Origin of the sequence: Halococcus sp. AFM35 (genome assembly GCF_051195015.1) — an archaeon.
In the GTDB taxonomy this organism is placed as follows: Archaea; Halobacteriota; Halobacteria; order Halobacteriales; family Halococcaceae; genus Halococcus.
In genome coordinates, this window is the sequence record NZ_JBNTJU010000004.1 from 14,979 (window position 1) to 27,980 (window position 13,002).

General features: G+C 64.5%; 11 protein-coding genes. 7 read left to right on the forward strand and 4 right to left on the reverse strand.

The window, feature by feature from the left end:
* The first annotated feature begins 18 nt into the window (after nucleotides 1-18).
* The 3 genes from ACQUQO_RS04275 to carB all read left to right on the forward strand — a co-directional run bounded on the left by ACQUQO_RS04275 (nucleotide 19) and on the right by carB (nucleotide 4,364).
* Nucleotides 19-549 carry a DUF5815 family protein gene (locus ACQUQO_RS04275; protein ID WP_435076719.1) on the forward strand — a complete coding sequence of 177 codons (531 nt, stop codon included), beginning with the start codon at nucleotides 19-21 and terminating at the stop codon, nucleotides 547-549.
* A 101-nt stretch (nucleotides 550-650) separates the two neighbouring features.
* Complete coding sequence (locus ACQUQO_RS04280) at nucleotides 651-878, forward strand: hypothetical protein (RefSeq protein ID WP_435076720.1); 228 nt, start codon at nucleotides 651-653, stop codon at nucleotides 876-878.
* Nucleotides 879-1,169: 291 nt separating this feature from the next.
* Entirely contained in the window at nucleotides 1,170-4,364 is a 3,195-nt protein-coding gene (gene carB, locus ACQUQO_RS04285) for a carbamoyl-phosphate synthase large subunit (RefSeq protein ID WP_435076721.1), read from the forward strand.
* A 195-nt stretch (nucleotides 4,365-4,559) separates the two neighbouring features.
* Here the strand turns inward: carB and carA are convergent, their stop codons facing one another.
* Nucleotides 4,560-5,621, reverse strand: a complete 1,062-nt coding sequence (gene carA, locus ACQUQO_RS04290; RefSeq protein WP_435076722.1) for a glutamine-hydrolyzing carbamoyl-phosphate synthase small subunit — start codon at nucleotides 5,619-5,621, stop codon at nucleotides 4,560-4,562.
* A gap of 97 nt (nucleotides 5,622-5,718) precedes the next feature.
* Here carA and ACQUQO_RS04295 point away from each other — a divergent pair, with 97 nt between their 5' ends.
* Both ACQUQO_RS04295 and ACQUQO_RS04300 read left to right on the forward strand, forming a co-directional pair.
* Nucleotides 5,719-6,132 (forward strand): Lrp/AsnC family transcriptional regulator, encoded by a 414-nt coding sequence (locus tag ACQUQO_RS04295; protein WP_435076723.1) that lies wholly within the window; start codon nucleotides 5,719-5,721, stop codon nucleotides 6,130-6,132.
* Nucleotides 6,133-6,191: 59 nt separating this feature from the next.
* Nucleotides 6,192-6,761 (forward strand): NUDIX hydrolase, encoded by a 570-nt coding sequence (locus tag ACQUQO_RS04300; protein WP_435076724.1) that lies wholly within the window; start codon nucleotides 6,192-6,194, stop codon nucleotides 6,759-6,761.
* An 80-nt stretch (nucleotides 6,762-6,841) separates the two neighbouring features.
* Here ACQUQO_RS04300 and ACQUQO_RS04305 read toward each other — a convergent pair whose 3' ends face one another.
* Nucleotides 6,842-7,825: an asparaginase gene (locus ACQUQO_RS04305; protein ID WP_435076725.1), complete on the reverse strand. Its 984-nt coding sequence runs from the start codon at nucleotides 7,823-7,825 to the stop codon at nucleotides 6,842-6,844.
* Nucleotides 7,826-7,971: 146 nt separating this feature from the next.
* A complete protein-coding gene (locus ACQUQO_RS04310) occupies nucleotides 7,972-8,934 on the reverse strand; it encodes a D-2-hydroxyacid dehydrogenase (RefSeq protein ID WP_435076726.1) in 963 nt (320 codons plus the stop codon).
* Nucleotides 8,935-9,028: 94 nt separating this feature from the next.
* On the opposite strand from ACQUQO_RS04310, the gene ACQUQO_RS04315 reads away from it, so the two are divergent.
* Complete coding sequence (locus tag ACQUQO_RS04315) at nucleotides 9,029-10,309, forward strand: amidohydrolase (protein ID WP_435076727.1); 1,281 nt, start codon at nucleotides 9,029-9,031, stop codon at nucleotides 10,307-10,309.
* Nucleotides 10,296-11,549, forward strand: a complete 1,254-nt coding sequence (gene ilvA, locus ACQUQO_RS04320; protein WP_435076728.1) for a threonine ammonia-lyase — start codon at nucleotides 10,296-10,298, stop codon at nucleotides 11,547-11,549. The genes ACQUQO_RS04315 and ilvA overlap by 14 nt, the downstream gene beginning before the upstream one ends.
* 8 nt (nucleotides 11,550-11,557) lie before the next feature.
* Here ilvA and ACQUQO_RS04325 read toward each other — a convergent pair whose 3' ends face one another.
* Nucleotides 11,558-12,898 carry an aminotransferase class III-fold pyridoxal phosphate-dependent enzyme gene (locus ACQUQO_RS04325; protein ID WP_435076729.1) on the reverse strand — a complete coding sequence of 447 codons (1,341 nt, stop codon included), beginning with the start codon at nucleotides 12,896-12,898 and terminating at the stop codon, nucleotides 11,558-11,560.
* Between the last annotated feature and the right edge of the window lie 104 nt (nucleotides 12,899-13,002).

A 13,002-nucleotide genomic window follows, 5' to 3' on the forward strand; every position in this document is an offset into this window, starting at 1 on the left:
GCCGCAGCAATCACTCGTATGTCCAAGCCACGTGTCCCCGGCGCTCGCGGGGGCGAGGTGTCGCTGCCGTGTGGCGAATCCGTCGCCGTGGGGGACCTCGACATGGGCGTCCGCGAGTTCGAGTGTGACTGTGGCGAGCGCCACGCCGTCGTGATGGATGTCCATCCGCCGAGTCGGTTCGTCCCCGAGTCGCTCGTCGGGACTCTCCGCGAGACCGTCGAACCCAGTAGTGGCGAGGAGTTCGACACGATGCACCTGATGGGCGTCGTGCTGGAGGAGTTCCCTGAGAAAATCGTTTCCGAGGACGTTTCGGAGGACAGCAGCGTCGGCTACGCACTGCTATGGATTGCGGACTTCGACGCGCGCCGCCTCCACGAAATCGTCGTCGAACTCATCGTCGAGCTGATGGAACACGCGGTGAGCCACGCCGACGACGGCGAGACCGAGAGCGAGTTCGAACAGCAGATGCACGCCTTCGATGTCGAGGAGTTCGTTGAGCGCTACCGCCACGAGCGCGAGTTCGAACACGAGAGTGACAGACCCGTCTGACGGCGTGCTCGCCCCCTCCGCTCGCCTTCATCGACTCGCGGAAATCCGCGTCAGACATCCGTCTGACGGCCTGTTATGTGTCTGGGTCACATAGCACGAGTATGCAGCTCCGCCGTGGAGAGTTCGAACGGATTCGGGCGGTGCTCGCGGAGGCGGGAGTCGAGGAGCCGCTGACCGCCCGCGAGATTCACGACCTGCTCGACGCGCGTGATGCGGCGCTCGATAGCCCCCACCGCGTGGCCACGGTACTGGGCCGGCGAGCCGAGACTGGTGCTGTCGAGGTCATCGAGAGCCAGCCCTACCGCTATCGGCTCCGCGATTCGCCGTAGCAGTTCAGGCCATTTTTCGTCGGATGCGTTCGCTCGGCTCGCTCACGGTTCGATTACTACCCTCAACCGCACAGCACCGTGCCACATACCTCCCCAGCCGATTCGCTCCGCTCGTTTCACTCGCTCTGCTCATCCCTCGCGCGAGTCACGCGCTTTGCGCGTTCCCGCGCGCCAACAGCACCGAACCGGTTGTGCGGTGACGTGGCAGAAATTGCTTCGAAAATCGAAACTCAGCTACGCATCTCGCAGGCTATCGCCGGGCTTATTACGATGTGCGAACTGGCGTTGGTAATGAGCGACGAGGACAGAACGATACTGTTGATCGGTAGCGGTCCAATCCAGATCGGACAGGCGGCGGAGTTCGATTACTCGGGCGCGCAGGCCTGTCGCGCGCTCGCCGAAGAGGGGGCCCGAGTCGTCCTCGTCAACTCGAATCCTGCCACGATCATGACCGACCCGGAGATGGCCGACAAAGTGTATATCGAACCCATCACGACGACTGCCATCGCCGAAATCATCGAGAAGGAACGTCCCGACGGCGTCATCGCGGGCCTCGGTGGCCAGACGGGGCTGAACGTGACCGCCGAACTCGCCGAAGAGGGTGTCTTGGAGGAGTACGGCGTCGAAATCATGGGCACACCCTTGGATACCATCTACGCGACCGAGGACCGCGACCTGTTCAAGGAGCGCATGGAGGAGATCGGCCAGCCCGTCGCGCGCTCGGTCACCATCGAATCGGTCGAGGAAGTCGAGGAGGCCGTCGAGGCGGTCGGCGGTCTCCCAGTAATAATGCGCACGACCTACACCCTCGGCGGGAGTGGCTCCGGCGTCGTCGAGGAGATGGGCGAACTCAAAGAAAGCGTTCGCAAAGGTCTCAGACTCTCCCGGAACGGCGAGGTCCTGATTACCGAGTCCATCGCGGGCTGGGTCGAACTCGAATACGAGGTGATGCGCGACGCCGACGACTCCTGTATCATCATCTGTAACATGGAGAACCTCGACCCGATGGGCATCCACACCGGTGAATCCACGGTCGTCACGCCCTCGCAGGTCATCCCCGACGACGGTCATCAGGAGATGCGCACCGCCGCCCTCGACGTGATCCGCGAACTCGGGATTCAGGGTGGCTGTAACATCCAGTTCGCGTGGCGCGACGACGGCACGCCCGGTGGCGAGTACCGCGTCGTCGAGGTGAACCCCCGCGTCTCGCGCTCGTCGGCGCTGGCCTCCAAGGCGACTGGCTATCCCATCGCGCGCATCACGGCGAAGGTCGCGCTCGGCAAGCGCCTCCACGAAATCGAGAACGAGATAACGGGAGAAACCACCGCCGCCTTCGAGCCGGCCATCGACTACGTGGTCACGAAGGTCCCGAGATGGCCCAACGAGAAGTTCCGCGACGTCGAATTCGAACTCGGCACGGCGATGAAGAGCACAGGGGAAGCGATGGCCATCGGGCGCACCTTCGAGGAATCGCTGCTGAAGGCGCTGCGTTCGACGGAGTACGAGCCGGATATCGACTGGGTGGGGATGGACGACGCGACGCTCGAAACGGAATACCTCGAACGGCCGACGCCCGATAGGCCATACGCGATGTTCGAGGCGTTCGACCGTGACTACTCCGTCGATGAAGTGGCCGACCTCACCGGAATAAAGTCGTGGTACGTCGAGCGCTACGAGCGCATCGCCGAGGCGGCGGGAGCGGCCGCCGACGGCGAGTTCGAGGCGGCCGCCGCGGTCGGCTTCACCGACCAGGAGGTCGCGGCGATGGCCGCGGGCGACGACGCGATGACGCGCGCCGACGGGAGCGGGGCGGTCGAGGTCGACGACGCCACTATCGACGAGGTGACAACGGACGCGCCCGAACGCGACTTCAAACAGGTCGACACCTGTGCCGGCGAGTTCGCCGCCTCGACACCGTACTACTACTCCGCGCGCGAGCCAGGGGTGGGCGGCGACACGGCGCTTTCGACTGACGAGGTGCAGGTGAACCGTGACGTCGAGAGCGTCGTCATCGTCGGTGGCGGTCCCATCCGCATCGGCCAAGGCGTCGAATTCGACTACTGTACTGTTCACGCCGTCCGCGCGCTCCGCGAGCAGGGCATCGAGGCCCACGTCGTCAACAACAACCCCGAAACCGTCTCGACGGACTACGACACCTCGGATGGTCTCTTTTTCGAACCCATCACTCCCGAGGAGGTCGCCGACGTCATCGCATCGACCGGTGCCGACGGCGTGATGGTCCAGTTCGGCGGCCAGACCTCTGTCGATATCGGTCGCGGACTCCAAGCCGAACTCGACAGACGTGACCTCGACTGCGAGGTGCTCGGAACGAGCGTCGAAGCGATGGACCTCGCGGAGAACCGGGACCGGTTCAACCATCTCATGGATGAGTTGGCGATTTCACAGCCAGCGGGCGGGGCGGCCGAAAGCGAATCCGAAGCGCTCGAACTCGCCCACGACATCGGGTATCCCGTACTGGTGCGCCCGAGCTACGTCCTCGGCGGGCGCGCGATGGACGTCGTCCACGACGATAGCGAACTCCGCGAGTACGTCGCGGAGGCTATTCATGTCAGTCCCGACCAGCCGATCCTCATCGACGAGTTCCTCGAAGGAGCCGTCGAACTCGATGTCGATGCCGTTGCGGATGGCTCCGATGTATTCATCGGCGGCATCATGGAACACGTCGAATCCGCGGGCGTTCACTCGGGTGATTCGGCCTGTATGATACCCCCCGAATCGCTCGATGCCGACGTGCTGGCGCGGGTGCGCGAGGTCGTCGAGGACATCGCGGGCGCGCTCGACACGGTCGGACTGCTCAACGTCCAGCTCGCGGTGCGGGACGGCGAGGTGTTCGTCCTGGAGGCGAACCCCCGCTCCTCTCGTACTGTCCCGTTCGTCTCGAAGGCGACTGGAGTACCCATCGCAAAGCTCGCCGCGCAGGTGATGGCCAGCACGTCGCTTGGAGACCTCGACGCCACGGAACGGATTCCCGAGCAGACGAGCGTCAAGGAAGTGGTGTTGCCGTTCGACCGCCTGCCGGGCAGCGACCCGCGGCTCGGTCCAGAGATGAAGAGCACCGGCGAGGTGATGGGCACGGCCAGAAGCTTCGGCAAGGCCTACGACAAGACCCAGACCGCGACGAGCAAGCCGATTCCCGATTCGGGGACGGCGGTCGTCGACCTCGCGGACGCGGAGTTCCCCGGCCCCGACACCGAGACCGGGCGCGAACTCCACGATGGGTTCGCCGAGCGCTTCGAGATAGCGGCGTTCGACGACCTCCCCGAAGCCATCCGCAATGGGGAAGTGGACCTCGTGATTTCGCGCGACCGCGCGGCGCTCGAAGTCTGTGTCGAAGAAGACATTACGTACTTCTCGACGACGGCCAGCGCCGAGGCGGCGCTTGCCGCACTCGCGGCGCGCGATGAGGATTCGGCGGTCGCGGCAGTCAGCGAGCGGCCGACGACCGAACGCGAGTGGGGTAATTGAGACGGGGCACTACCCATCCGCCGGGGATGGTCGAACAGGCGAACGATGCGGGACTGGCTGTCGAGCGAAAACACACACCCGCTGGCTCTCCCGGTCCGACGATATCGAAGCAGTTTCGGCCGTCGAATCGGCCGAGAGTGCCGACGACGCGAGTGGTGTGGTCCTCGTCGCCGGCACGAAAATCAGAGTGAGAGGTCAGTCGGCGGTCGGCGCGACGCGCTTCGTCTCCGCGAGTTCGAGTACCTCGTCGAAGAAGTCGAGCGAATCGTGCGGGCCGGGGTTCGCTTCGGGATGATACTGGCGGGTGAGAACACCCAACTCGTCGCTTTCGAGGCCCTCGGGCGTGTCGTCGTTGACGTTGATCTGTGTTACATCCAGTTCGCCGGGTTCGGTGACGGCGTAGCCGTGGTTCTGAGTCGTCATCACGACTCTGTCGCTGTCGAGGTCGCGGACGGGCTGGTTCACCCCCCGATGGCCGAAGGCCATCTTCTCGGTACTGCCGCCGAGTGCACGCGCGACGACCTGCTGGCCGAGACAGATGCCCGCGATTGGGAGGTCGCCGACGAACGCATCGACCAGTTCCCGTGCGGCCTCGAAGTTCGCGGGGTCGCCCGGCCCGTTCGAGAGGAAGAGCAAGTCGGGATTCACCTCGCGCACGTCCTCTGGCGTCACGTCGTAGGGCAGGACGGTGACCGACGCGCCGCGTTCGAGCAGCGAAGACGTGATAGAGCCTTTCGCGCCGCAGTCGACGAGCGCTATCTCACAGTCGCCGCCCTCGTGGCGAACTGGCTCGCTGACGCTGACCTCGGCACCGATGTCCTCGTGCTCGCTCATCCCTGCACACTGTTCGAGTTCCTCGCGCGCGTCTTCAGGGGTGGCATCGGGTCCGGCGGCGATACCACACTTCATCGCTCCTTCCTCCCTGAGTTCGGTCACGACGTCGCGCGTGTCGAGGCGGTCGAGCGCCGGCACGCCCGCCTCGGTGAGCCACTCCGCCACGTCGTCGGTGAGCTCGCGGGCGAGTACCGCGGTCGGCTGCACATGGCTAGATTCGAATCGCTCGTCCCGGACCCCATAGTTCCCGATGAGCGGGTACGAAAACGTCAGGACCTGCTGGGCGTAGGAGGGGTCGGTGAGACTCTCCTCGTAGCCCGTGTAGGCGGTCGTGAACACCAGTTCGCCCCGAGCGGTGCCCGGCGCGCGCGAGCGTCCGGTCAACACCGCTCCACCCTCGATGGCGACGTAGGCCTCCGTCATTACGATATGCGTACAGACGCCCCCCTAATAACCGTTGTGTTCGAAACAACGTTACGATATTCGTAATCGTGAAGTGCTGGTAGGGGATAGGGAAGGGATGGACGACCTCGACCGCCGGATCCTCGACGTGCTCCGTCGGGACGCCCGAACGCCCTACACCGAAATCGCTGCGGAGGTCGGGACGTCGGAGGGCACAGTTCGCAATCGCGTCGAGCGCCTCGTCGAGGAGGGCACTATCGAGCGCTTCACCGTGACGACACGCACGGGAAACATCAAGGCGATGATAGAGGTGAGCGTGGCCGTCGACGTCGACACTTCGGCGGTTTCCGAGCGGATGGCCGAGTGGCCCGAAGTCGATTTCGTCTGGCAGGTCAGCGGCGAGGAGGACGTCGTGCTCGTCGTCGACGCGGCGGATACGGGCGCGGTCAACGGTCTCATCACACAGGCCCGCGAACTCGACGAGGTCGTCTCGACGAAGACCAGGTTGATTCTCGACGAGCGCCGCGGTTGAGACCAAGCCGCACGGCCGGCAGTCGAAGGCGCTTTGAGCACGCTCCGCGAGACCCCAGCATGAGCACACCGAAAGCTGCCGACAGCGCCGACGACACGCACCCGAACGCCGACCAACAGGTCGTCGCGGTCGATGGAGACGACGAGCGCGAGGGTCTCGTCAACCGCCTCGACGCCCACACCGGCGACGGCGTCCGCCACCGCGCGTTCACCGCGATGCTGTTCGACGAGATGGGGAACCTGCTGCTCGCCCAGCGCAGCCCCGACAAACGGCTCTGGGACACCGGCTGGGATGGAACTGTGGCCTCCCATCCCCGCGAGGGCGAGGAGCAACTCGACGCCACGCGCAAACGACTCGACGAAGAACTCGGCGTCACGCCAGACCAGTACGACGACCTCCGGGCCACCGACCGCTTCGAATACAAACGCTACTACTACGACGAGGGCATCGAGTGGGAGGTCTGCACAGTCCTGAAGGCAACCCTCTCGGACACGACGCTCGACCCCGACGAGGCCGAGGTCGCCGGCCTGCTCTGGGTACCCTACGAGCACCTCCACGAGCACCCGCGCTGGTACCGCCAGCTCGACTTCTGCCCGTGGTTCGAAATCGCCATGCGCCGCGACTTTTGAGAGCATTTTTTACTTCATGTAATTTGAAAATATTGGAGTGATTTTCCGTCATCGCCCGAGGTCGACCGTCGTGCTGTCGCTCATGAACTCGCCTCGAACGCCTCGCGGAGGGTGGTGAGGTCGGCCCTCCCATATTCTTCGATGAGGAGCATGAGTTTCAGACGTACCTTGTGGGCAGGGAGGTCACCGCCGTCGATGATGCCCTGTGAGCGGAGCGTCCCTCCACCGCCGGGCGTTCCATACACGGGTGCAACCGCCCCGCCCTGACAGCGCGAGGTGATGACGACCGGAACGTCCGCTTCGAGAGCGTCACGGATGGTATCGCCGAGTGCACTCGTCGTATTGCCAAGACCGGTCCCCTCGACGACGATGCCATCAACACCCCTTTCGAGAGCGGCGTTCACCTGTTGTGCACCGACACCGATTCCCGTCTTCACCATTGCGACGTCGGCCGACGTGGTGGTCTCGATTGACGCCGACCGACTTCCCGGATCGCGGTGGACGCGTACGCTCTCACGGGTGAAGCGGGCGACTGGACACTTGTCCGGGGAGACGAACGTCGAGAGGGCGCTCGTGTGTGCCTTCGTGACGTCGCGTGCGGCGTGCAGTTCCTCGTCGAAGGCGATATAGACGCCGCCTCTACCCCGGAACCGTTCGTGGCTCGCCGCCCGCACTGCGGTGAGGAGATTGCTCGGTCCATCGGAGCCGACTTCGTCCGAACGGCGCTGTGCTCCCGTGAAGACGACCGGTGCATCGAGGTCGAGGACGAGGTCCAGGTAATAGGCGGATTCTTCCATGGTGTCCGTCCCATGGGTGATGACGACGCCATCGACGCCGTCATCGGCGGCTGTGCGCGTTCGCTCGATTATCGCTGTGAGCGACTCGATATCCATGTCGAAGCTCGGCGTCTGTACGACTTCAGCCGTCTTGATGTCAGCGTACGATTCGAGTTCCGGCACGGCTGCGATGAGGTCTTCACCGCTCTTGTTCGGCGTCGCTCCGTTCGCTGTCCGTGTACTCGCGATTGTCCCACCGGTGTGCAGTACGGTAATTGCTGCGGCCATTTTCGGGATGTGGTAGTGCTCTACCGATATTTAAGCTAGTCATTCGACGGTGTGGCTTCAGATATGTGCAATCTACTTAGCGTAGAACTGAAACGCACCATCTCTCATGAGATACAACAGGGTCACCAACATAGGTCGAGATGTATTTAAGGCACGCGAACGGCGTTTTCCAACTCCTCGCCCGAATCGAGTTGCTCGACATTACGAGCGACGATGTCGGCGAGACGCTCCCAGTGGCGGGGCGTGTGTCCCCCGGTGTGGGGCGTGATTAGGCAGTTTTCGAGCGTCCAGAGGGGATGCTCTTGAGGAAGGGGTTCGGGTTCAGTCACGTCGAGGGCCGCGCCACGAATGGTCTCCGACTGGAGGGCCGTCACGAGTGCGTCCGTGTCGACGATACCGCCGCGAGCGGCGTTGACGAGAACCGCCGATGGCGGCAGTGTTGCGAGCGCCTCGCTATCGACGAGTCCGCGCGTCGTCTCGGTCAGCGGACAGGCGATGGCGAGGTAGTCGGTCCGTGCGAGCGCGTCGTGCAACTCTTCGTCGCCGAACCCACACACCTCGTCGGTCGGGCCACCCTTTGTGGGCGTGTAGCGAACGCCGATAGTGTGGACCTCGAAGCCCTGCAATCGTTGGGCGAGCGCCTCGCCGATGGCTCCAAGGCCAACGATGGTCACAGTGCTGTCGGTGAACTCGTGGGACTGGAAGTGTCGCCACTCGCTGTTTTGCTTCCGTCGCCAGCCCTCGTGGAGCCGCCGAGCAAAGACGAGCATGTTGCCGATGGCCTGCTCGGCGATACCCGGGGCATGAATACCGCCGGCGTTCGTGACGGCGACGCCGCGTTCGGCGAGCGCATCGACCGGCACGTGGTCGGTGCCGGCGAACGTGCACGCGAACAAATCGAGGGTTTCCGCTCTATCGAGCAGTCCCTCGTCGAGGTCGATGCCGGTGACGACGCGGGCGTCCCGAATCGACTGGCGTTCCTCCGCGGGGGTTCGAGCGAGTTCGACGTTCGCGTCGGGAAGTCGCTTGCGGAGTTCCTCGGCGTACGCTGCCATCGAGAGTCCTTCCGTTCCCTCGCGGAGCACGAGCAGGTTGGTATCGGCGGGCATGGGTCTCCCTCGACCGATACCGACTTATCGCTTTTGCGTGATGGTTTCAACAGTAACCGTATACTATTATGATGCTGGGGCGACATTGCCCGCTATGGCAGCATCAGTTTCCAGCCGACTCACCGAGGTCCGCCGCCGCCTGCACCGATTTCCCGAACCGGCGTGGCGGGAGTTCCGCACGACGGCCGCACTCGTCGAGGAGTTACGGGCCATCGATGTCGACGAACTCGCAATCGGTCCCGCGGCCTACGACCCCGACGACCGCATGGCCGTCCCCAGCGACTCGGAACTCGCTCCATGGTACGACCGCGCCCGCGAGGCTGGCGTCGACGAGGACCTGCTCGCACGGATGGAGGGCGGCAACACCGGCGTGGTTGCCGTGCTCGAACGGGGGCCGGGTCCCTCGATTGGCCTTCGCGTCGATATCGACGGGCTGTTCATCGAGGAGTCGGCCGAAGGCGACCACCACCCACAGGCCGAGGGGTTTCGCTCGGAGACGGGCGAGACGATGCACTCCTGCGGTCACGACGGCCACATGACCATCGGTCTCGGCGTGCTCGAAGCCATCACGGCGAGCGACTTCTCGGGAACCTTTACTGTATTTTTCCAACCAGCAGAGGAGGAATCGGGCGGCGGCAACCCGATGGCCGAGAGTCGCTTCGTCGATGGACTGGACTACCTCTTCGCCGTGCATCTCGGTCTCGACCACCCTTCCGGCGAGGTCGTCGCGGGTATCGAGAAGCCGCTGGCGATGTGCCATCTGACCGCCGAGTTCATCGGTACGTCCGCTCACGCTGGCAAGGAACCCCAGCAGGGCGACAACGCGATACAGGCGATGGCCACGGCGATACAGAACATCTACGGTATTCCACGCCACAGCGGCGGGATGACGCGGGTCAACGTCGGGCGGGCGGACGCCGGCAGCGCGAGCAACGTCATCGCCGAGCGGGCGAAGATCTGGGGCGAGGTGCGCGGCGAGACGACGCCGCTGCGCGAGTACATGAAGACCGAGTTCGAGCGCACCCTCTATGCGGCAGCCGAGACCCACGACTGCGACGTGGATTTCAGAATCGTCAGCGAATCGCCCAGAGCCGACAGCGACCCGGAGCTCGCCGACGTCGTCTACGAGGTCGCCGATGGCATGGGGAGTGTGGACTCGCCGGTCAGGTCGGCGGAGTTCGGTGCGAGCGAGGACGCGACCTTCCTGATGGAGCGCGTCCAGAACGAGGGCGGGCTGGCGACGTATCTCATCGTCGGCACCGACCACCCGACGAGCCACCACACGCCGACCTTCGACATCGACGAGCGGAGCCTCGAAACGGGCATCGACGTCCTGACCGACTCGATCCTCGCCGTCGCCGATGGGCGAGTCTGACCTCGCCGCGGCCGACGTCGTGACCCTCGCCGACATCGAGATGGCCCGCGAGCGCATCGCCGATGTCGTCCATTGCACACCGCTCGACACCTCGCGGACGTTTGCGGAGATGAGCGGTGCCGAATCGGTGGGTCTCAAACTGGAGGCGATGCAGCGCACCGGCTCGTTCAAGATTCGTGGCGCGTACAACCGACTATCGCAGCTCTCGCCAACCGAACAATCGCGCGGTGTCGTCGCGTCGAGCGCGGGCAATCACGCTCAGGGGGTGGCGCTCGCCGGACAACTGCTCGATATCGACACCACCATCGTCGTTCCGGAGATAACGCCCGCCGCGAAGATCGATGCGACGCGGGGCTATGGAGCCGAGGTGGTCGTCGCGGGCGAACAGTACGAAGCCTCCTACGAGCGCGCGCTCGACATCGCCGACGAGGAGGACAGGGAGTTCGTCCATCCGTTCGACGACGCAGCCATCATCGCCGGACAGGGAACTGTCGGATGCGAACTCATCGAACAATTTCCGGACCTCGATACGGCCCTCGTCTCCGTTGGCGGCGGTGGCCTGATATCGGGTATCGCAACCGTACTCAAAGCTCACGACCCGGACATCCGCGTCATCGGCGTCCAGCCAGAGGGTGCGGCCCACGCCAAGCCATCGCTCGAACGGGGGGAAATTCACCGACTTTCGACTGTCGATACCGTCGCCGAGGGCATCGCCGACGCACGACTGCTCCAAAAGACCTTCGCCGTCGTCCGCGAGCGCGTCGACGACGTGGTATCGGTGTCGGACGACGAACTGAGCGCCGCGGTGGCATTGACTGCCGAGCGTGCGAAAATCGTCGCTGAGGCTGCGGGCGTGGCCCCGGTCGCGGCGCTGCTCGCCGGCGACCTCGACGTCGAGGGCGAAACCGTCGCCGCGGTCGTCTCCGGCGGGAACGTCGGTTTGCGAGAGCACGCCGAACTCGTTCGCTCGGGGCTGATGGAGCGCGGTCGGTACGCGACCGTGCGCCTCGAACTCCGCGACTGGCCGGCTGGTGTCGGCGCGGTCGTCGATACAATCGGAGAGTGTAGAGCCGAACTCGACGAACTCTCGCGTGTCCGCCGTGACCGTGGGGACCGACCTAATCGCACGCCCGTCGAACTCGCCGTTGCGGGCAGCGGTCGGGACCACCTCGAAACGGTCGTCGAATCGCTGGACGGAACCGACGGCGTTGCGGTGCGTGAGTGCTCGCTGCGTGAATAGCGGCGAACTCAGGCGGCGTCGATGGCCGCTCCGAGTATGGACGTTCCGAGGTCGGTTTCGCGCTCGGTGACGTCGAGTGGCGGCAGTAGTCGAAGCGTCTTCTCGCCACAGCCAAGCGTCAGCATGCCACGGTCGAGCGCTTCCGCCACGACCGCATCCCGGCGCGGGCCGGTGTCGAACTCGACGGCGAGCATCAACCCCTTCCCGCGCACGTCGACGATTTTCTCGGTGGGGTGTTCGCGCAGCGCCGCCTTGACCTGCCGGCCGCGCGCGACGGCGTTGTCCATGAGGTCGTGTTCGTCGATGGCTTCGAGGGTGAACAGTCCCTGCATCGAGGCGAGGACGTCGCCGCCGCCGAACGTCGAGCCGAGGCGATTCTTCTCCTCGGGGAACATCCCGCGTCGCGCGACCGTCGCGCCGACCCGCAGCGCCTTCGCCGCCGCGATGATGTCCGGTTCGATTGGGTAGTGGTCCGAAGCCCACATCTCGCCCGTGCGCCCGACGCCCGACTGGATTTCGTCCACGATGAGCGGGACGTCGTACTCTTCGCAGACGTCACCGATTTCTTTCATGAACTCGTCGCTCGGGAAGCGGTAGCCGCCGACGCCCTGAATCGGTTCGAGAACCACGAACGCGACCTCCGCGGGGTCGACGTGGCCACCCTCCGGGGCGAGCGCGTTCCGGAACACCGAGCCATCGCCCGTGAAAAAGCCACAGTCACAGGTCTCGGCCGTGCAGTTCCGGTTCTCACAGAACGGAATCGTCTCGATGCCGGCTATCTCGGGATAGTGGCGGGTATAGACGGGCTTCGCGTTGGTCGCAGACAGCGTGCCGAGCGTTCGCCCGTGGAAACTGCCGGCGAAGGAGAATCCATATTTCGCCGCGGGGCGGTTGTCGTGGGCGATCTTCATCGCGTTCTCGACGGCTTCGGCACCCGAATTCGAGAGGAAGACTGTATCCAGTCCGTACTGTGTCGAGCGCTCGGCGAGCGCCTCGATCAGATGGCTCGATGATGGAAACCGGGCGTCTGCGGGGTCTTTGCCCGCTCCGAAGTACATGTCCTGCCCGGCGATCTTCAGCGGGTCGACGAGGTCGAACTCCTCCAGTTTGTCGAGGATTTTCTCGTTGTTGTAGCCGAGCGGTGCGGCACCGATGTGACAGGTGAAATCCAACAATACGTTTCCATCGACGTCGGTGACGAACGGGCCGTCGGCCTCCCGAGTGATGTCCCAGACGAAATCGTGTGAGTGCTCGCTGGGTGCGGCGTGGCTACGGCTGTGTTCGACCCACCGACGCGCCGCCGCTCCCGGAATCGCCGTCGCGTCCGGTTCCGCGCTGTCCCGTTCCATATACAAAATACGTGTACGTCATAGTCTAAAATCGTTGCGGTCGTGTGGGTGACTCGTGAGGGTGGCCGGGCAGTCACGATTTTTCACCGTTCGGAACGCTTAAT